Source organism: Mycobacterium sp. E2699, assembly GCF_001666745.1.
GTDB lineage: Bacteria > Actinomycetota > Actinomycetes > Mycobacteriales > Mycobacteriaceae > Mycobacterium.
The window spans coordinates 93,653-112,112 of the sequence record NZ_LZJH01000035.1; the positions used below are offsets into that span (position 1 = coordinate 93,653).

The following is an 18,460-nucleotide window of genomic DNA, read 5'->3' on the forward strand; positions in this document are numbered from 1 at the left end:
GCACGGCGGGCAAGATTGCCTGACGGGCAAGTTCTAGCGCTTGCCCCAGTCCCAGCGCGGCGTCGTCAGCAGGTCCTGGCCGGCGATGCGCGTCTCGCCCCACTCCTTGTAGAGCTCGATCTCGACGGCCTTCTCGCCGGCGGCCTCGGCCAGCGCGCGGGAATGCGTGATCACGACGACCTGCGTCTGGCCGGCGGCGGCGCGGATCAGTGAGCCGAGTGGTCGCACCAGGTCGGGGTGCAGGGAGGTTTCGGGCTCGTTGAGCACCATCAGCGACGGGGCCTGTGGGCTGAGCAGCGCGGCGGCCCAGAGCAGGAATCGCAATGTGCCATCGGATAATTCGGCGGCCCGCAGCGGGCGCAGCATGCCGCGCTGTTTGAGCTGAAGATCGAACACCCCGTCGTTGACGGCGACCGAGACGGTGGCGCCGTCGAAGGCATCGGCCACGATGCGGCTCAGGTCGTCGAAGCCGGCCTCGATGATGGTCTGGATCGCGGCGGCCAGGTCATGGCCGTCGTCGGAAAGCACCGGGGTGCGCGTGCCCACCTGCGGGTGCCGCGCGGGCGATCCCGGGTCGACTCGGAAGCCGTCGTAGAAGCGCCACCCGCGCAATCGCTCACGCACGGCGGCCAATTCGGGCAGCGCGTGCGGATGGGCGTACTCGGCCAGCACGCTGCGATACGACGGCAGGGATCGGCTCAGCTCGTCGAAGCCGCGGCCCGATTCGGCGCTCACCTCGGCGAAATCCCGGGTCCGGCGCACCAGCGTCGTGGCGTTCCGCAGCACGGGGCCGGCGAACACCGCTTCGCGCTTGATCTCGGGATCGCGGGCGAAGGCGGATTTGATGCCCGCCATCTGCGGGATGCCGAGGTCGACGAGATAGCCGAAATCGTCTGCGGCGAAGCCCAATTCGAGGGATATGGGCCGGGTGCGCACGGTCGCCTGGGCCTTGCCGGTGCGCCGGGCGCCGGCCAGCTGTTCCGGGCCGGCCCACAGCACCGACTGCAGCCCGCCCTCGCGGGCCAGCGAGCCGATCACCTCGCCGCGCCCGCAGTCGGCCAGCAGCCGCAGCGCGCGGTAGAGCGACGACTTCCCGGCGCCGTTGGCCCCGGTGACGATGGACAGCCCGGCCAGCGGCACGATCACCTCGCGCAGCGAGCGGTACCCGCGGACGGCGACCGTCTGCAACATCAGGGCGCCCTAGCGGTCGTCGGCGGCGTCGAGCAGTTGCACTTCCTCGAGGTCCATCTCGTTTTGCAACTCGCGCAGCACGATGTCGTCGATGAGGTTTTGGTTTCGCAGATCGGTGATTTCGCGACGCTTGTGTTCGAGCACGCCGAGCCGCACCCGCCGGACCTTTTCCTTGCCCTTGAGCAGGCGGCTGTTCGCCGAACCGTCCTCGGTGGCCTGGGCGAGCGCGGCCTTCTCCTCGTATTCCTTCTGCAACCGGCGCCGCAGGTCGTCGCCGATGCCGACCTCGTCGGCGACGGTGGGCAGCGCGGCGAGGGCGGCTTCGACGCCGCGGGTTCGGGCCAGTTCCAGTTCCCGGACGTAGGCGACGTCGTCGGGCATCTTGGCCCAGCGGACCACGGCCGGCAGCGTGGTGCCCTGCACCAGGACGGTCACCAGGATGACGAAGACCACGATGAAGATCAGCAGGCTGCGGTCCGGGAACGGCGCGCCGCTGAGCGTGGTCGTCGGCACGGCCACCGCCGCCGCGAGCGACACGGCCCCGCGGAACCCCGACCATGCGGTGACGAAACGTTGACGCCAGTTGACGCGGCGCTCACGCTGCACCGCCCGGCGGTCGACGAGGCGAAGCAGCGCGGTGGTCGCTTCGCCCCACACGATCCGGGAGGCGATCACGACGCCCGTGATGGCCAGGGCGAGGTAGGCGGCGTGGCGAAGTCCGCCGTCGACGTTGGAAATCCCGCGCACCGCGCCGGGGATCTGCACCCCGACGAACACCCACAGCGAGCCGTTGAGCAGGAACGTCGCGATGTCCCAGAAGGCGTAGGCCTCCAGGCGGGACCGCGCCCGGATCACCAGCGGGCCCGCGTAGGCGAGCACCAGGGCCGAGACCAACACCGCGACCACGCCGCTGCAGTCGAATGCCTGGGCCAGCAGGAACGCCGCGAACGGCGTGAGCAGGCTCAGGGCGCCTTCCTCTTGCGGGGCGTCGAGTCGTTTGCGGATCAGCGTCGCCGCCCCGCCGACCAGCAGCCCGGCGGCGATGCCGCCGAGGTAGGAAAGGACGAACCGGCCGCTTACCTGCAGCGGGCTGATCGCGGACCCGCCGACCGCGATGTGGACGCTGACGGCGTACAGCACCAGGGCGGTGCCGTCGTTGATGAGGCTCTCCGCCTTGAGCACCGTAAGCGTCCGGCGCGGCAGCTTTTTCGCCAGGCCGGCCACGGCGGCGGCGTCGGTCGGGGAGAGCACGGCGCCGAGCACGCCCGCCGCGTGCGGGTCCATGCCCAGCGATCGTGCCGTCCACGACACGGCCGCCGCGGTGGCGATCACCAGGGCGACGCTGAGGAACACGATGATGCGGGCGTTCGCCCGGATCTCGCGGAAGCTGGTGTTCAGCCCCTCCCAGTACAGGATCGCGGGCAGGAACAGCAGCAGCACGAGCTCGCCGTCGATCTTGATGTGCGCGAAGTGGGGGATCAGGCCCAGCAGCGCGCCGAGCAGGATGAGCAGCACCGGCGGGCCCACGCGGTAGCGCCGGCCAATGACCGTCCCCACGATGACGGTGGAGACGAGCGCGACGATCAGGACGAGGCCAAACACCAGCCCATCCTGCCGGACCCGCGCGGTTTGCGCGGCGCGTGGGTCAGGGCCTCAAGCTCTGTGCGCGGGGTGCCAGGCGGATCTCGAAAGCGGTTGCGCATGCGCTATCGAGTTCGCGAGTCGGGCCGGGGGTCGGACCGACCCGTGCGCCGCGGGGCCCGAAACGCCGGCCTAGGGATGCGGCGCCGGACAGGTTTTCGGAAAGTTAACTGGCTGACCGATCTGGCTCATGCCTTTGCGGTACTGGGCGGTGGCCGGCAGGTCCGGCGTGGCGGCCGACCAGATGGTCGACGTGCAGGTGGCGGTTTGGCAGCCGCCTGCGAAGGTCCGCGACTCGCCGGTCGTCACCGTCAGGCATTGGCACTTGGCCACCGCCGGGTTGTTGGGATCGATCTCGCACTCGACGTCGAGGCAGTTGGCCCACGGCACCCCCGACGGGCAGGTCAGCACACCGAAATTCGCGTTGACGTTGACCGTCGAGAAGGCCGACCGCACCTTGCTGCCCGACTGTGCCCGGTCGTTGCAATTGCGGAATCCGACCGAGTAGCCGTTGACGACGACGCAGTCGCACACCGAGATGCCGGGGTCGGTCGGCGACGGCACACAGGGCGCCGTCGTGCAGAGCGCGAAGGTCTGGTTGCACAACCAGGCGCCGTCGACCTCGAAGGCGTCGATGTTGCTCGGCAGGCTGTTCTTGCCACCCCCGTCGCAGGCGGCCGCGGTGGCCGCGACGGCGGGAAGCAAGCCCACCGATGCTCCCCGGAGCAGTCCGCGGCGGGTCAGCCCGGTCCGACCGGAAGCCTGCGCCGCGCGATGGACGAGCTCGCCGATGGCGTCGGCGCCGCGCGCCGTGTCCACCCGGCGGCCGCCGTCGATGAGCACCGCGCTGGGCGTGGCGGTGATGCCGTAGGCGGCAAACGCCGCCCGCGACTCGTCGACGAGCTCCGTCGGCACGCGGTTGCCGGCGGGACCGCCGTTGATCAGTGCGACGGTGACGCGCCCGGCCAGGTCGCGTTGCCAGCCGGCCAGCTCGGGCAGCAACGCCTCGCACGCGCCGCAGCCGGGTTGGCTGAAGACGAGGACGAGCGGCCGGTGGTCGTCCTGCAGGCTGTCGAGCGTCCGGATCCGGCCGTCCCGGCCCGGCAGCGCCAAGCCGGTGGCGGTAGACCGCCGGCGCGACGCGGGGCCGAGCCACAGCCCGAGCATGACCACCGCGAAAGTCGTTGTGAGCCAAGCGAAGTGACCGTCGAGAGCCATCAATGCGGCCGGCGCCGCGAAGCATCCATTGCGGGCCAGTGTGGACCACCCCAGCGGTCCGGACGACAACCGCCCGAAGCAGTGGCACTCCAGGCGCCGCCCGCGACAGAGGCTCACCAGCGCGGCCGCGCTGAATGCGGCGAGCGCGATCAAGGCGGCCACCGCGCCCGTCCGCGGCGCTGTCAGCAGGAGCGCCGCGACGCCGAACTCGGCGGCGACCAGCGCCGTTCCCGCGAATCCCGCAGCCGCGCTTGGCACCCCGAACGCCGTCACCGCCCGCCGCGCGCCACCGCGATCTGACAGCTTCGCCAGCGCGGCGACCGTGAACATTCCCGCCAGGACCAGTCGCGCCGCCAATAACGTCACTTGCGAATCGTAGGCACCGGCGTGGCAGGCTGGCAGGGTGAGCGATCTGCTGTCACATCCGGCGCGCCTGCCCGGTTCCTAGGCCATGGCGAATCGAGTATTGGTAACCGGCGGCACCGGCACCGTGGGCCGCGTCGTCGTCGAACAGTTGACCGCCGCGGGCAAAGACGTGCGGGTCCTGAGCCGCGGGCGGCGGCCGCACCAGGGCGCCGACGTCGAACATGTCGTCGGCGACGTGCGAACCGGTGCAGGGCTCGACGTGGCGATGAACGGTGTCGACACGATCGTGCACTGCGTCTATCCCACCGAGCACCTGGTCGCGGCCGCCGAACAGGCGGGATCGCCGCACCTGGTTTACGTCTCCATCGTCGGGATCGACCGTGTCCCGTTCGCCCTGTATCGCACGATGCTCGCCAACGAGCGCACGATCGCCGCGTCGGGCCTGCCCTGGACCGTGCTGCGCGCGACGCAGTTCCACGACCTGATCGCCTTCGTGCTGCGCATGCTCGCGAAACCGCCGGTCATGGCGCTGCCGTCGGGCCTGAGGTTCCAACCGGTCGACGTGCGCGACGTCGGCGCGCGGTTGGCCCACCTGGCGCTCGGCGAGCCGGTCGGGCGCGCCCCGGACTTCGGCGGCCCGCGGGCGCGTGGGCTCGACGACCTGGCCGCCGGCTACCTGGCGATTGTCGGTAAGCGCCGACCCGTCGTCCCGATCCGATTGCCCGGCAAGGTGTTTGGCGGCATCCGCGCCGGGGCCTTGCTGGTCCCGGAAAACGCCGCCGGAACCATCACCTTCGAGCAATACCTCCGCGAACAGCTGGCCGCGGGTCAACTGCCCTACCGCGACGCCATCCGCGCATATCTGCCGCGCGGCCCCCGCAGACGGTCGCACTGACCCCCGCTACCAGCGCACCTTCGCGACAACGCCGAAGCTGGGATATTAGGGTGCGGAGGCGTTGGAAGGCGCATCGAAGGGGGAATGTTCGTGAAGACCAGGCTGCTCCTGGCGGTCGCCGTGCTCATGGCGTCGATGGCCGTGGGCTGTCACTTCGGATCCAGGAACCCGCCGAACAGCAAGACGCTCGAGGTCCCCATGGGTGACGTGCTGAAGCAGAGCGCCATCACGCAGAACGTCACGCTGGCCGTCGGCAACACGCTCACGGTGAAGCTGGGCTCCAACTATTCCACCCCGTACCGGTGGGCGATCGACACCAAGATCGGGGATTCGACGGTCATCAAGCAAACCAGCCACGAGTTCGTGCAACCCACCTCCGACGCGCTGGGGGCGCCCGGCACGGAGGTGTGGACGTTCGCGGCGCTGAAACCGGGGACGACGACGATCACCACCTCGTACACGAGCTTCGTCGGCAAGAACACCCAACCCGCGTGCACGTACACGGCGAGGGTGACGGTGCAGTAGCCAGGCGTTCGTCGCAAGCTCTAGCTGACCAAATACCCTATTGACCGCTATTTGTGCGGATGAAACTCGGTGAATGAGCGACATCGACAAATGGGATCGCGGCCTGACCGAGCACGTCGTCGCGCTGACCCGGCCGATCGTCAAGCGCTATTTCCGGTCCGAGGTCCGCGGCCTGGACAACATCCCGCCCGGCGCGTCGTTGGTGGTGTCAAACCATTCCGGCGGCTTCACTTCGTTCGACCTGTCGGTGTTCGCCGTCGACTATTACGACAAATTCGGCTACGAGCGCCCGCTTTTTGCGCTGGGGTTCGACACCATATTCGCCGGACCCGCGGGCGAATTCCTCAACCGCACGGGCGTGATCCGGGCGACCCGCGACAACGCGGCCAAGGCCTTGGCCTCCGGCGCCGTCGTCTTGGTCTTCCCCGGCGGGGATTTCGACGTCTATCGGCCCAGCATGCGCGAGAACGTCATCAACTTCGGCGGCCGCACCGGCTACGTGACCACGGCCATCGAGGCCGGGGTGCCGATCGTGCCGGCGGTCTCCATCGGCGGGCAGGAGGGCCAGCTGTACCTGAGCCGCGGCACGTGGCTGTCGCGGCTGCTTCGGCTCACCAAGTTCGAGCGCAAGTTCTTCCGAACCGACATCCTGCCAATCACTTTCGGGTGGCCGTTCGGCCTGAGCGTGCTTGCGCCGGTCAACGTGCCACTGCCCACCAAGATCGTCACCGAGGTGTTGAAGCCGATCCACATCACCGCCGAATTCGGTGAGGCCCCCGACGTCGAACACCTCGACGCGCTCGTGCGCGGCCTGATGCAGAAGTGCCTCGATGAGCTGGCGCGCAAGCGCCGCTTCCCGATCCTGGGCTAGGCCGGTTGCACATCCGCCCGGCGACGCGCGCCGACAGCGGCCCGGGCATCACGCGGCTGAAGCTCCTTGGCGTGTAGCGGTTTTCGTGACCGGCCGGACGGCCAAGGCGTGGCTGACGAGGCCGATCGCCGCGCCGAGGATGGGCCAGATCGGCCAGAAGTACGTCGCGCCGCTCGTGACCGCGACCGCCGCCCAGACGGCGAGCACGATGGCCGTCATCGCGAGGTACGCGCCGAGGTGGATGCGCACCCCGAGTCGGGCGGCGGCGGCCTTGGCGGCGTGGCGGCGGGGGTCGGCGCGCCGGATGCGATCGAGCGGCAGGTCGGCGACCACGTCCGTGAGCTCCCCGGCTGTGTGCGTCTGGAACACCCTTTGCACGCGCCGCTCGTACTCGTCCAACCCCAGATAGCCCTGTGCGAGCGCCTGTCCCAGGCGATCGGCGGTCGTCTGCCGGTCGCGGTTGCCGACGCGGACGGTCGTGGCGGTCATGGTCACTTCCCTTTCCAGCTGATGTGAATAGCATTAACATAGACCACGATGTTAATGTCGTCAACATGTCACGGAAGACGGCCGCGTCGCGGCGGGGCAGCTACCACCACGGCGACCTCAAACGGGCGCTGACCAGCGCCGCGCTGTCGCTGGTGGCCGAGAAGGGGCCGAAGGGCTTCACCCTGACCGAGGCCGCGCGCCGCGCCGGCGTCAGCGCCGCGGCCCCGTACCGCCACTTCGCCGACAAGGCCGAGCTGCTGGCCACCGTCGCCGAACAGGGATTCGACGATCTGCACGCTGCGCTGGTCGCGGCCGCGGACGGCGCGTCCGACCCGAAGGCCAGGGTGGTCGAGCTGGGCCGCGCCTACGTGCGCTGGGCCGTCGCGCATCCGGACCACTACCGGGTGATGTTCGGGTCGGAGATCTCCAAGGCGGAGCACCCGGCCCTGGGGGCGGCCGCTGATCGGGCGTTCGGTGACCTGCTCGACGCGATCGCGGGGCTCGCCGACGCTCAGGATCCGCGGGCGGTTGCCGCGCCGCTGTGGTCGCTGGTGCACGGCGTCGCGTCGCTTGCCATCGGCGGCGAGCTGGCCGCGGTCGGGATCGAGCAGGACCCGGAGGCGTTGATCGCGGGGGTGGTGGAGCGGGTGCTCGGTTAGGCCGCGTTGGCCTTCAGCTGCGCCGTGTAGACCTCGGCGAGGAACTGCTCGACGGCGACCGCGGCGTGCGCCGCGCGGGCCGAGCCGAAGATGTCGAAAGCGTGCTGGGTGTATGGCAATTCGGCGTAGACCACGGGTTGGTTGCTGACTTCGCGCAGCCTGGTGGTGAAGGCGCGCGCCTGCTCGACGAAGGCCAGCGAGTCGTTCTTGCCGTGCAGCACGAAAAACGGTGGGGCATCGGCGTTGACCCGATGGATCGGCGACGCGTCGGCGAACGTCTGCAGGTGCGTCGAGGGCCGCTGTTTGATGATCGATTTGATCAGCAGGCCGGGCATCATCGCGTGCAGCGAGTCGTCGAGCCGGGTGAAGTCGTAGATCCCGTAAAACGGCACGGCCGCTTGCACACTCGTGTCGGCGTCCTCGAAACCCGGCTGAAATTGCGGATCGTTGGGCGTCAGCGCCGCCAGCGCCGACAGGTGGCCGCCGGCCGAACCGCCGGTGATGGCGATGAAGTTCGGGTCGCCGCCGTAATCGGCGATGTTGGCCTTGACCCAGGCGAGCGCCCGTTTCACGTCGACGATGTGGGCGGGCCAGGTGTTGCGCGGGCTGTGGCGGTAGTTGATCGCCACGCAGATCCAGCCGCGCTCGGCGAGGTGGCTCATCAACGGATGGGCCTGTCCGCGTTTGTTTCCCGTCGTCCAGGCGCCGCCGGGGATTTGGAAGAGCACCGGCGCCTTGCCATGTGGATCGAGGTCGGGGCGCCGCCAGATGTCCAGGTGGTTGGCGCTGCCGAATTCGCCGTAGCTGATGTTGGAGTCGTGAGCGTAGTCGCGGTAGATCCGCATCATGCGCAGCAGGCCGGGCGCCTTGGCGCTGCCGGCGCCGGTCGGCCGGCGCCACAGGCCCTCCGAGTCGGTGCGGCGGGCGGCCCCCAGCCCGTCGTCCAGGGCCTTATTGAGCGGCACGTTGGCCTGGTGGCCGGCACGGCTGAAATTCAGCAGGCCCGCCGCCGAGACCGCCGCCGTGACCCACGCGAGCGCCCGCACCGGCCGGGTCAGGCGGCGGGACGTCAACGCAAGCCCGCCGAGCTGGCTGGCCATCGTCTGCAGCGGCAGTTCTGTGACAACCAGGCCGAACATCCACGAGAACAGCGACAGGTAACCGGTGCGCGCCAGCGGTCGATAGGCGTTGAGGGTGGACAGCGCCGTTACCGCCGTGACCACCAGCGACGCGATCTGCCGGAGATGGTCCATGAGTCGAGCCTTCTGCATGCGGCCACCATAACCGCTCGTAAACTCCGGCTTCGTGGGTGACGTCCCGCTCGATGCCCAGGAGCGCGTCGAGCTCTGCGATTCTTTCGGGGAGCTCGGCCCTGCCGTCCCGACGCTGCTGGACGGCTGGACCGCGCACGATCTCGCCGCCCACCTCGTGCAGCGCGAACATGATCTCCTCGGGGGGCCGTGCCTCGTGCTGCCCGGGCCCTTCGAACGGTTCGCCGAGCGGCGCCGGGCTCGGTTGGCCGGGCGCTCGAACTTTGCGGGGCTGGTAGCGCGGATCCGGTCCGGTCCGCCCGTCGGGTTCTTCCGCATCGGATGGGTGCGCGACATGGCAAACCTCAACGAGTGCTTCGTCCATCACGAAGACCTCCGCAGGGCCAACGGGCTCGGCGTTCGCGGCCTGACGCCGGCCATGGACGCCGGGTTGTGGCGAAACGTGCGCCGCGGCGGCCGCTTTCTGAGCCGTCGGCTGCGCGGGTGCGGGCTCGAGCTCGAGTGGGCCGGCACCGACGAGCGGGTGGTCGTGCGGCCGGGTGCACCGACGGCGCTTCTCAGCGGTCCGCCGGGCGAACTCCTCCTCTATCTCTTTGGGCGCCGGGGCGCGGCGAAAGTCGAGGTGAGCGGGCCGGGCGAGGCCGTCGACGCAATGGGGCGCGCGCACTTCGGCATGTGAGGCGGCCGCGTCTGGGGTTATCTGCGCGCTCGATGTGGGAACCCTGGTCGACGTGTTTTCGACGTACCGTCGCCCGCGCCTGGGCACCCGGTTCGGGCCCTACGAGCTGCGATCGCTGATCGGTGCGGGCGGAATGGGCGAGGTGTACCGGGCCTTCGACACGCGGAAGGGCCGGATGGTCGCGCTGAAGCTGTTGCGTCCCGAGATGGCGGCGGACGCGGGTTTCCAGGAGCGCTTCCGGCGAGAATCGCGGCTGGCGGCGCGGCTGCAGGAACCGCACGTCATCCCGGTGCACGACTTCGGCGAAATCGACGGCGTGCTCTTCATCGACATGCGCCTGGTCGATGGCCGCAGCCTGAAAGACCTGCTGCGCGAGCGCGGCGCGCTCGAACCCGCGCAGGCGGCGTCGATCACGGCCCAGGTGGCGTCCGCCCTGGACGCGGCGCATGCCGACGGGCTGGTGCACCGCGACGTGAAGCCGGAGAATGTGCTGCTCACCGACGACGGGTTCGCGTACCTGGTCGACTTCGGCATCGCCTACGCCGGCGGGGATCCCAGCTTGACGGCGGGCGGGCCGCTGATCGGGTCGTGCGCCTACATGGCGCCCGAGCGATTCAACGGCACCTGGGTGGGCCCGCAGACCGACGTCTACTCGCTGGCGTGCGTGCTCTACGAATGCCTCACCGGTCAACCGCCGTTCGAGGCCGCCGAAATCCCGCCGCTGATCAGCGCGCACCTGTTCTCGCCGCCGCCCCGGCCGAGCATCATGCGCCGGGGGATCGACAAGGCGTTCGACGGCGTCATCGCCCGGGGCATGGCCAAGGATCCCGCCGCGCGGTTCTCGTCCGCGGGTGAACTGGCCAGGGCGGCCTTCGGGCAGACGCCGGCGGCGCCGCCCGAACCGCCGTCGCGCACTCGGCCGTTCTCGGCGGTCTTCCCCAACCCCGACGACACCGGTTACAGCCCGTATCCACCTCCCGCGCCTCCGCGCCAGCGGCCATTGAGTCCGGCTGTTCGCCGGGCGCCGATCGTCGTCGCCGGGGCGGCGGCGATTTTGCTGGTGGTCGCGGCGGTCATGGCGACGTTCGTGATCCTGTTCGGCAACCACGGCGGTTCACCCCATGAGGAAGCATCGGGGGCGCCCCCGGCGCCGTCGACGACGAAGACGCCGTCGCTGTCGCGGCCCGTCCAGGGCGCCGACGGCCTGGGCTTCGTCGGCCATACCGCGCGATGCGACCCGGGCAACCCGCCCGCCGCAGTGGTGCGGACCGCCCAGTCGCTCGCGGTGGTGTGCCAGAGCGCGCCCGGCAGTTTCTACTACCGCGGCGAGCGCATCCGCGACGGCGCCCACATCGAGCTGACCGACGCGGTGCGGTCTTCGGGCGGATTCGATGTGACCAATCCGGACAACGGGGTTCGTTACGAGGTGCGCCCAGACCGGCTGCGGATCATCAGCAACGGCCACGTCGACTCGTCGGAGCCGGTGCTGGAATACGCCTCGGCCACTTAGCGCTGGCCGAACAGCACGTCGGGGTTGAGGATGCCCGCCGGGTCGAAGCTCTGCTTGATGCGGCGCATCAGGTCGACCTTGACCGGGTCTTCCAGCTGCAGGAAGTACGGGGTCTTGGCGCGGCCCAGGCCGTGTTCGCCCGAGATTGCGCCGCCCAATTCCATTGCCAGCGCCAGGATGTCGGTCATCAGCTGCTTCTTTTTCGCCGGGTCTTTGCAGATGATGGCCAGGTGCACGTTGCCGTCGCCCGCGTGTCCGCAGCCCGCCGCGGCGCCACCGGCTTCGGCTGCCAGGCTCCGCGCGCCGGCGAGGAACTTCGGCATCGCCGAGCGCGGCACCACGGTGTCGATGATGTCGTCGGCGCCGATCGCCTTGGCCGTCCAGAACGCCTTCTCCCGCGCCTCGATCAGCTTGCGCGCCGAGATCCCTTCCAGCACATAGGCGTCGACGGCGCCCAGCTCGACCACCAGCTCGCCGGCCCGCTCGACGTCCTCGTCCAGCCGGTCGGCGGTGCGATTCTCAAGCGCCACAACGAGATACGCCTGGCAGCTGTCGCGGACGTCGTCGGGGACGCCGAGTTCGAGGTTCTGGGTGTGGACGAGCGCGGCCATCGTCATGTTGTCGATGTACTCGAGGATGTAGGGCGCCAGGCCGCTGGCCAGCACCTGGGGCACCGCCGCCATCACCTGGTCGAAGTCGGCGAACGGGGCGAGCACGGTGGCGGCGTGGGCGAGCCGCGGGTGCAGCTTGACGATGACCTCGGTGGCCAGCGCGAGGGTGCCTTCGGAGCCGACGATGAGCTGGGTCAGGTCGTAGCCGGTGGACACCTTGGCGATCTTGCCGCCGGTGCGGATGATCTCGCCGGTCGGCAGCACCGCCTGCAGCCCGAGCACGTTGTGGCGGGCGATGCCGTACTTGACCGCGCGCATGCCGCCGGCGTTGGTGCCGACGTTGCCGCCGACGCTCGAAGACAGCTCGCCCGGGTGCACCATGTAGCTCAGCCCGGAGTCGACGGTCGCGGCGTCCAGCTCGGTCAGCGTCACGCCGGGCTGGACGACGGCGACCTGGTTGGTGGTGTCGACCTCGAGGATCGCGTTCATCCGCTCGAAGGAGATCAGCAGCCCGTCGGCGCGCGGGATCGCCGCGCCGGACAGGCCGCTGCCCGACCCGCGGGCCGTCACCGGGATGTTGTTCTCGCTGGCGGCTTTGAGCAGCTGCGAAACCTCTTCCGCGGTGGCCGGTTTGGCGACGTAGGCCGGCTTCTGCGGCGGCGTCGTCAGCACCTCGTCGTGCCAATAGTCCTCGGGGATCGCGTCGCCGGTCAGGAAGTTGTGCTCGCCGACGATGCTCGCGAACCGTTCTGCCACGTCGCTCACGGCTGCTCCAGCAGGCGCAGCGGGTGCAGGCCGTCGACGTTGCCGACGAACGGCGGGTGGATGCTGTAGCCGATCATGCGCTGGATGTCGGCGGAGACCGTGCGGGCGACGTCGCGTGGCATCGACAGAGTGTATGACTCCATCGGCCGCAGCCACGGTTGGCAGTACTGGGCCGTGACGGCCAGCCGCGCGTGGGCGGTCGTGTTGGCGCCGCCGCCGTGCCACAGGGTTCCGACGAAGAAGACGCACGAGCCGGCGGGCATGACGACGGGCAGCGCGCGGTCGTCGGGCCCGGGCCGGCGCGCGCCCCAGTGGTGACTGCCAGGGAATAGCACGGTGGCGCCGTTGTCGGCGGTGAAGTCGTCGATCGCCCAGATCGTCGCGGCGGCCAGGGGAGCCCGCGGCCGCGGGATCGGGTAGAAGCCGTCGTCGTGATGGGCCAGCTGCGCCGACTCCCCGGGCTGAATGTTGATGGCCTGCAACGCCGAAAGCAGGTAGTTGGGCATCAGGAGGCGGTCGAGCACCGCGAGCACCCGCGGGTGATCGACGAGCCGGTCGCACACGCGGGTCCTGCTCAGCACGCTGTAGATGCGTTGGGTGCGCCGTCCCTCGAAGGAGTTGCGTCCGGTGTGGGCGAGCATCGGGCCGACGGTGTCGCGGATCTGTTGGCACTCGTCGGCGCCGAGCAGGTTCTCCCAGATGACGTAGCCGTCGCGGTCGAGGGCCGCCATGTCCGCGTCGACGATCGCGGGGTCGACGGACGCGCCGCCGCTCGGTGTCCATTTGTGCCGGCCCGCCAGATCGGTTTTGAGGTCGTCCAGCGTCGTGACGGGCTCGTCGTCGATGCTCATACGCAGACCCTAAGTAACTCAGCATCCAAATGACAGTGGCCCGACGGCGGGAGTTCGTGTCGCAGTAACGGGTGGTTACTCCTTCGTGCGGGATCCTGGGCCTGTACCGATAGGGGAGGAAGGCCGTGAGCATCGCGACCGAGCAGCGCGACGCACAGGCGATCCAGCTGTTGTTTTCGGGCCGGTTCCGGTTCGGGATCGATCAGTGGGCTTACCTGCCGTTCGAGGTCCCGTTGGGCGTGCAGCGAATCCGGGTCACCACGTCGCATGACCGCTTCGCGGTGGGCGGGCCGATCCGAAACGTGTTGGATCTGGGCATGTTTGGGCCGGCGGGTCACGACCTGGGCAATGCGGCCGGATTCCGGGGATGGTCGGGCGGCGCCCGCGACGGCTTTGAGATCTCCGCCGGCCACGCCACCCCGGGTTACCTGGCGGGGCGCATCGAGCCGGGCCTGTGGGCGGTGGCCCTCGGTCCGGTGGTGCTAAGCCCGTGGGGAATGGCCTGGGAGGCGCGCGTCACCCTGGAACGCGGGCAGCCCGGCCCGGACAGCGGCCCGTTCGTCGCGTATCCGGCGCCGCCCGCCGGCCGTGCCGGCTGGTACCGCGGGGACCTGCACCTGCACACCGTGCACTCCGACGGCGAACGCCATCCGGGTGAGCTGGTGGCGGCCGCGCACGACAGCGGTCTGGACTTCATCGTCTCCACCGACCACAACACCAACTCCGCCAACCGGGTGTGGCCGGCGTGCCGCACCGGCGGGTTGTTGGTGATTCCCGGCGAGGAGGTCACCACCAGGCACGGGCACTGGCTCGCCGTCGGGCTGCCGCCGGGTGGCTGGGTCGATTGGCGATACGCGCCGCGCGACGGGGTGTTCCCGCGCTTCGCCTCGGAGGTCCGCTCGGCCGGCGGGCTGGTTTTTGCCGCCCATCCCGCCGCGCCGGTGCCGGGGTCGTTGTGGGAGTTCGGTTTTGACCATGTCGATGGGCTCGAGGTGTGGAACGGCCGGTGGAACCTCGACGACGAGGTGTCGCTGCGCATGTGGCAGCGGCTGCTGTGTCAGGGCCGGCGCGTCGTGGCGGTCGGCGGCAGCGACTCCCATGCTCGTCAACAGCCGGTGGGTTCGCCGCAGACGGTTGTGTACGCGCGAGAGCTGTCGACACCGGCTTTGGTCGACGGGTTGCGCCGTGGTCGTTCGTATATCGCGCGATCACGTTCTGTCACAGTCGAATTCACCGCATCGTGTGCGGGTCGGGGAGCCGGTCCCGGTGAGACGCTGCGGGTGCCGCCCGAGGCGCCGGTGACCGTCACCGCGATGATCACCGGGGCCGCCGGGACGACCGCCGCCCTGGTCACCGCGGAGGGTTGCGTCGGCCGGGCGGCGGTGCGAGGGCCAGCGCGGACCATGCTGCGGTGGGAAGTCGACGCCGCGTCGGCACGCTTCGCGCGGCTGGAGATCCGCGAGGCGCCGCGGCGCCCGCTCGGCGCGATGGTGGCGCTGACAAATCCCGTGTGGCTGGCCTGAAGAGGCAACGCCTCCAAGGCGGGAGAAGTCAGTCGGTTGCGGTGCGAATTAGAGGCATTCGCCGACGTGGTGTTGCCAGCACTCTGGGCACAGTGGCGGATCGGGCTTCACATTCGAGCGCCAATGTCCTTGGGGCCCAAGTATTCGCGCCGGAGTCACCAGCACTTCGGGAAATGCCCGATGCAGTTCTCCGATGATCTGGCTCACGTAGTGGCGTAATTCTGGTGACAGTGGTTGGTCCAGAACGTAGCGGTAGTTGATGGCGACGAGGTGAGCGCCCTCGGACGTCCCAGCATAGACGCGGCCCCGCTGCATGTCCCGAATCATCGAGTACTTCCACCGCTCGTACTCAAGGTTGGCGTCGATTGCTGCGGCGTAGTCCTCTGGTGTCAGCCCTTGCTCCATGTAGCGCAGCGCAGGGGCGAGCAGACAGCCGCTGGTTTTCAGGTGCCCAGCCAGCTCGGTCCACAGCTCGTCGCTGATGGGATAGGTCTTGTCAACGGTCATGGTGTTGTTCCTAATTCGGGTCCGCTGTGCTCTCCTAACCGACCGCTGCAGTCATCACGGCGTTGCCGCAGCGCGTCGCGGGGCGACGGCAACCGGCTCGCCGGAAGTTTTCGTCAACAACGTCGTGAGTTGGGCGATCTGCAAGCGCAGCTCGTCGATTTGCGCGGCCGTAGCGGCCTGCTTTGTGGTGTCTTCCTCCGCGACACGATGGACGATCCAAGACGCCACCGTCGCGGTGATCATGCCGATGAGGCTCATACCGCCGATCATGAGCAACACCGCAACCAACCGACCTTGTGTGGTCACCGGGTAGAAGTCCCCGTATCCGACGGTGGTGATGGTGGTGATCGACCACCAGACGGCGTCGCCGAAGTTTTTGATGTGGGCGGCTGGGTCGGAACGTTCGGCTTGAAGAACGGCAAGCGATGCTGCGTAGACGAGGAGCACGGCGGTGGTGGCGGTGTACATGACGATGCGCCCGCGCACGGCATCGCCGAACGCCTTTTGCAGGGCCGCGACGATCACGACCAATCGCAGCAAGCGGAGTGGTCGTAGGAATGGGACGGCGACTATCACGAAATCCAAGATGTGTCGGATGAACCACCGCCCTCGCTGGGGTGTGAGCGCAAGCCGGACCAAGTAGTCGACGGAAAATCCCGCCCAAAGCGCCCACAAGATCAGGTCCAGCGCGCGCAAGGCGAGTCCACCGGGGTGGGCGAGCACCTTGACGGAGAAGGTGACCAGGAAGAAGACAGCAATGCCGGCAAGCGGCCATTCTGTGCGGCCTTCCCAGCGTTCCAGCATCGATCGCGAACTCATGACAACACGCCCCCAACCTCCCCGCTTGGTGACCTTCCCCTGGCTGACGTCACCCACTTCGTCGATGGGAGCGTATGCGCCGACAGCGTTGATCACAGCAGATTTGTAAGAATTCGTGTGAGCCTGTGCTTAGCATTGACATTTCGCTGGGCCGGTGGGTCATTTGGGCGTAGACCTCGGACCGTCGACGACCTCGCGCTGGAGATCAGCTTGCATACGGTTGAGGTCGAGGGAACCGCTGGCCGGCCGCGGCGGTTGTCTAGGCTCGCGTGGATCCAGGGGTGAAGGTGACCGGCAGCTTGCCTAGCCCGGTCATGCTCGGGTTGCCGAGGTAGTGGTGGACGTTGTCGACGTCGACTTGGTAGTCGGGGATGCAGTCGAGGACCGCCCTGACCATCACCTCGGACATCAGGCGCGCCAGGTGCGAGCCGATGCAGCGATGCGGTCCGAGTCCAAAGGCGAGGTGGCGGTTGGGTGTTCGGTCGAGAATGATCTCTTCGGGCTTTTCGAATTCCTTCTCGTCGTGGTTGGCGGAGAGCCAGCTGATGACGACTCTGTCGTTTTTGCGGAGGTGTTGGCCGTTGAGCTCGACGTCTTTGGTGACGGTGCGGCTCAGGGTTTGGTTGACCGAGAAGTAGCGCAGGAATTCGTCGGTGGCGGTGCGGTAGAGCTCCGGGTGGTCGATGAGCTGCTGCCTGAGGGCCGGGTGGGTGCCCAGGTGTTGGAGCGTCAGCGCGGTCTGGGAGGTGGTGGTGTCGACGCCGCCGCCGATGAGGTTCCACAGGATGTTGAGCAGCTGTTCGTCGGTGAGGCGCTGGCCGTCGAATTCGAACTGCAGGAGGAAGCTGGTCAGGTCGTCTTTCGGGTTGGCTCGTCGGGTGGCGGCGTAGTCGAGGACGCCTTGCATCATTTCCGGGACTTTGGCGATGGCGTCGAGGTACTGAGGGCTGTCCTGCGGGACGGCCATGACGGAGTGGAAGAGGTTGGCGTAGAGGTGCCAGTTGTCGAGGGGCAGGCCCATCAGCTTCATGGTGAGGATGGCCGGGACCGGGCTGGCGTAGTCGAGGACGAGGTCCATGTGGCCGTCTTCGATTTTCTGGTCGAGGAACTCGTGGGATTTTTGCTCCATGAACGGCTTTAGCTTTAGAACGGCGCCGGGTGACAGGAACGGAGCCAGGGCGTGCCGGAGGGCAAGGTGGTAGGGGCCGTCGACCTCGCCGATGCCCAGGGCCGGCTGGCCTTCGGGGCGGGGGACGCCCATCTCGCCCTGGTAGTCGACGCCGTCTGGGGCATTGGGTTCGTATTTGTGGGCGAAGATGTCGCCATCTCTTGCCGCTCGGCTGACCGCGTCGTAGCTGCCGAGGAACCAGAAGCCGCCGTAGTTGGTGTTCCAGGCGACGGGACACTTGTGTCGTAGTTCGGCGTTGACGGCCAGCTCGTTGAGGTTGAAGTCGTCGGAGTGATGGTCGAAGTTGACTATTGCGTCATCGGCGACGTCGGGACGGGTTGTCATCCGGAATTCCTCCACCGCGACGAGAGCTCGGCTATCTACACTATCTTTGCATTATTACGCTCGTGGGTTCGTCGAGAAAGGCCGCGATGAGTAGTCACCGGACGACCTTCAACCACGTCGGATTGTGTGTCTCCGATCGCGAGCGGTCGCGGCGGTTCTACGAGAACGTGCTCGGCTTTCAGTTCTGGTGGGAGCTTGATCCGCCCGACGGCCCGACCGCAAAGCTTGTGCAGCTCCCCGAGCCGCTTGGGGTGCATGCGACCTACTTGGTGCGCGACGGGTTTGTGCTCGAACTGATGGACTACTCAAAGCGTCAGGTTCACACCGGGTCGGAACGGGTGATGGATCAGATTGGTCTGACGCACATCTCGTTTTCAGTGTCCGATCTGGGCGGCGCGTTGAAAAAGGTCGAGGAGTTCGGGGGAGCGGTGGTCGACGCGACTGTCACGGAGGCGATGGCGATGATCCGCGATCCCGATGGACAGTTGCTGGAACTGCTTGCGGACGGGTGGTTGTCGGCATTGCCGCCTCGACCTTAGGGTTTGGCGATGCAGTT

18 protein-coding genes are annotated in these 18,460 nt (G+C 68.5%); 8 read left to right on the top strand and 10 right to left on the bottom strand.

Features of this window, described 5'->3' with window-relative positions:
• Positions 1-33: 33 nt before the first annotated feature.
• The 3 genes from A5696_RS04515 to A5696_RS04525 form a co-directional block, all read right to left on the bottom strand.
• Complete coding sequence (locus A5696_RS04515) at positions 34-1,191, bottom strand: AAA family ATPase (protein WP_067874056.1); 1,158 nt, start codon at positions 1,189-1,191, stop codon at positions 34-36.
• A 9-nt stretch (positions 1,192-1,200) separates the two neighbouring features.
• Positions 1,201-2,793, bottom strand: coding sequence for a Na+/H+ antiporter (locus A5696_RS04520; protein ID WP_067874058.1), 1,593 nt, complete (start codon positions 2,791-2,793; stop codon positions 1,201-1,203).
• Positions 2,794-2,964: 171 nt separating this feature from the next.
• Entirely contained in the window at positions 2,965-4,416 is a 1,452-nt protein-coding gene (locus A5696_RS04525) for a thioredoxin family protein (protein WP_156738243.1), read from the bottom strand.
• Positions 4,417-4,501: 85 nt separating this feature from the next.
• On the opposite strand from A5696_RS04525, the gene A5696_RS04530 reads away from it, so the two are divergent.
• The 3 genes from A5696_RS04530 to A5696_RS04540 all read left to right on the top strand — a co-directional run bounded on the left by A5696_RS04530 (position 4,502) and on the right by A5696_RS04540 (position 6,707).
• On the top strand, positions 4,502-5,311 hold the full coding sequence (locus A5696_RS04530; RefSeq protein ID WP_067874064.1) for an SDR family oxidoreductase: 810 nt from the start codon (positions 4,502-4,504) through the stop codon (positions 5,309-5,311).
• 90 nt (positions 5,312-5,401) lie between these two features.
• Positions 5,402-5,836 carry a protease inhibitor I42 family protein gene (locus A5696_RS04535; RefSeq protein WP_067874464.1) on the top strand — a complete coding sequence of 145 codons (435 nt, stop codon included), beginning with the start codon at positions 5,402-5,404 and terminating at the stop codon, positions 5,834-5,836.
• 73 nt (positions 5,837-5,909) lie between these two features.
• Positions 5,910-6,707 (top strand): lysophospholipid acyltransferase family protein, encoded by a 798-nt coding sequence (locus A5696_RS04540; protein ID WP_067874067.1) that lies wholly within the window; start codon positions 5,910-5,912, stop codon positions 6,705-6,707.
• Between the two features lie 48 nt (positions 6,708-6,755).
• On the opposite strand, the gene A5696_RS04545 is transcribed toward A5696_RS04540, so the two are convergent.
• Positions 6,756-7,196 carry a DUF1707 domain-containing protein gene (locus A5696_RS04545; protein ID WP_067874070.1) on the bottom strand — a complete coding sequence of 147 codons (441 nt, stop codon included), beginning with the start codon at positions 7,194-7,196 and terminating at the stop codon, positions 6,756-6,758.
• Positions 7,197-7,261: 65 nt separating this feature from the next.
• Between A5696_RS04545 and A5696_RS04550 the strand changes: the two genes are divergently transcribed.
• On the top strand, positions 7,262-7,855 hold the full coding sequence (locus tag A5696_RS04550) for a TetR/AcrR family transcriptional regulator (RefSeq protein ID WP_067874073.1): 594 nt from the start codon (positions 7,262-7,264) through the stop codon (positions 7,853-7,855).
• Here the strand turns inward: A5696_RS04550 and A5696_RS04555 are convergent.
• Positions 7,852-9,126, bottom strand: coding sequence for an alpha/beta hydrolase (locus A5696_RS04555; RefSeq protein WP_067874076.1), 1,275 nt, complete (start codon positions 9,124-9,126; stop codon positions 7,852-7,854). The genes A5696_RS04550 and A5696_RS04555 overlap by 4 nt on opposite strands.
• A 34-nt stretch (positions 9,127-9,160) precedes the next feature.
• On the opposite strand from A5696_RS04555, the gene A5696_RS04560 reads away from it, so the two are divergent.
• Both A5696_RS04560 and A5696_RS04565 read left to right on the top strand, forming a co-directional pair.
• Positions 9,161-9,805 carry a TIGR03085 family metal-binding protein gene (locus A5696_RS04560; protein ID WP_067874079.1) on the top strand — a complete coding sequence of 215 codons (645 nt, stop codon included), beginning with the start codon at positions 9,161-9,163 and terminating at the stop codon, positions 9,803-9,805.
• A 52-nt stretch (positions 9,806-9,857) separates the two neighbouring features.
• On the top strand, positions 9,858-11,315 hold the full coding sequence (locus tag A5696_RS04565) for a serine/threonine-protein kinase (RefSeq protein ID WP_067874466.1): 1,458 nt from the start codon (positions 9,858-9,860) through the stop codon (positions 11,313-11,315).
• Here A5696_RS04565 and A5696_RS04570 read toward each other — a convergent pair.
• Positions 11,312-12,691: an FAD-binding oxidoreductase gene (locus A5696_RS04570; protein WP_067874081.1), complete on the bottom strand. Its 1,380-nt coding sequence runs from the start codon at positions 12,689-12,691 to the stop codon at positions 11,312-11,314. The genes A5696_RS04565 and A5696_RS04570 overlap by 4 nt on opposite strands.
• The gene (locus A5696_RS04575; RefSeq protein WP_067874084.1) at positions 12,688-13,542 is read right to left on the bottom strand and encodes a phytanoyl-CoA dioxygenase family protein; all 855 of its coding nucleotides are present in this window, start codon (positions 13,540-13,542) and stop codon (positions 12,688-12,690) included. The genes A5696_RS04570 and A5696_RS04575 overlap by 4 nt, the downstream gene beginning before the upstream one ends.
• 125 nt (positions 13,543-13,667) lie before the next feature.
• Here A5696_RS04575 and A5696_RS04580 point away from each other — a divergent pair, with 125 nt between their 5' ends.
• The gene (locus A5696_RS04580; protein WP_067874087.1) at positions 13,668-15,065 is read left to right on the top strand and encodes a CehA/McbA family metallohydrolase; all 1,398 of its coding nucleotides are present in this window, start codon (positions 13,668-13,670) and stop codon (positions 15,063-15,065) included.
• A 48-nt stretch (positions 15,066-15,113) separates the two neighbouring features.
• Here A5696_RS04580 and A5696_RS04585 read toward each other — a convergent pair whose 3' ends face one another.
• From A5696_RS04585 to A5696_RS04595, 3 genes are all read right to left on the bottom strand, one after another.
• Positions 15,114-15,572 (bottom strand): hypothetical protein, encoded by a 459-nt coding sequence (locus A5696_RS04585; RefSeq protein WP_067874090.1) that lies wholly within the window; start codon positions 15,570-15,572, stop codon positions 15,114-15,116.
• Between the two features lie 54 nt (positions 15,573-15,626).
• Entirely contained in the window at positions 15,627-16,391 is a 765-nt protein-coding gene (locus A5696_RS04590) for a potassium channel family protein (RefSeq protein WP_067874094.1), read from the bottom strand.
• A 259-nt stretch (positions 16,392-16,650) separates the two neighbouring features.
• Positions 16,651-17,904: a cytochrome P450 gene (locus tag A5696_RS04595; protein WP_067874468.1), complete on the bottom strand. Its 1,254-nt coding sequence runs from the start codon at positions 17,902-17,904 to the stop codon at positions 16,651-16,653.
• A gap of 86 nt (positions 17,905-17,990) precedes the next feature.
• Between A5696_RS04595 and A5696_RS04600 the strand changes: the two genes are divergently transcribed.
• Entirely contained in the window at positions 17,991-18,443 is a 453-nt protein-coding gene (locus A5696_RS04600) for a VOC family protein (protein WP_067874097.1), read from the top strand.
• Positions 18,444-18,460: the final 17 nt, after the last annotated feature.

What these genes read in the sequence shown, in the direction of transcription:
- A5696_RS04515 (WP_067874056.1), bottom strand. Translation starts at nt 1,191, where the DNA reads ATGTTGCAGACGGTCGCCGTCCGCGGGTACCGCTCGCTGCGCGAGGTG.
- A5696_RS04600 (WP_067874097.1), top strand. Translation starts at nt 17,991, where the DNA reads ATGAGTAGTCACCGGACGACCTTCAACCACGTCGGATTGTGTGTCTCC.
- A5696_RS04550 (WP_067874073.1), top strand. Translation starts at nt 7,262, where the DNA reads ATGTCACGGAAGACGGCCGCGTCGCGGCGGGGCAGCTACCACCACGGC.
- A5696_RS04575 (WP_067874084.1), bottom strand. Translation starts at nt 13,542, where the DNA reads ATGAGCATCGACGACGAGCCCGTCACGACGCTGGACGACCTCAAAACC.
- A5696_RS04595 (WP_067874468.1), bottom strand. Translation starts at nt 17,904, where the DNA reads ATGACAACCCGTCCCGACGTCGCCGATGACGCAATAGTCAACTTCGAC.
- A5696_RS04540 (WP_067874067.1), top strand. Translation starts at nt 5,910, where the DNA reads ATGAGCGACATCGACAAATGGGATCGCGGCCTGACCGAGCACGTCGTC.
- A5696_RS04545 (WP_067874070.1), bottom strand. Translation starts at nt 7,196, where the DNA reads ATGACCGCCACGACCGTCCGCGTCGGCAACCGCGACCGGCAGACGACC.
- A5696_RS04555 (WP_067874076.1), bottom strand. Translation starts at nt 9,126, where the DNA reads ATGCAGAAGGCTCGACTCATGGACCATCTCCGGCAGATCGCGTCGCTG.
- A5696_RS04530 (WP_067874064.1), top strand. Translation starts at nt 4,502, where the DNA reads ATGGCGAATCGAGTATTGGTAACCGGCGGCACCGGCACCGTGGGCCGC.
- A5696_RS04590 (WP_067874094.1), bottom strand. Translation starts at nt 16,391, where the DNA reads ATGAGTTCGCGATCGATGCTGGAACGCTGGGAAGGCCGCACAGAATGG.
- A5696_RS04585 (WP_067874090.1), bottom strand. Translation starts at nt 15,572, where the DNA reads ATGACCGTTGACAAGACCTATCCCATCAGCGACGAGCTGTGGACCGAG.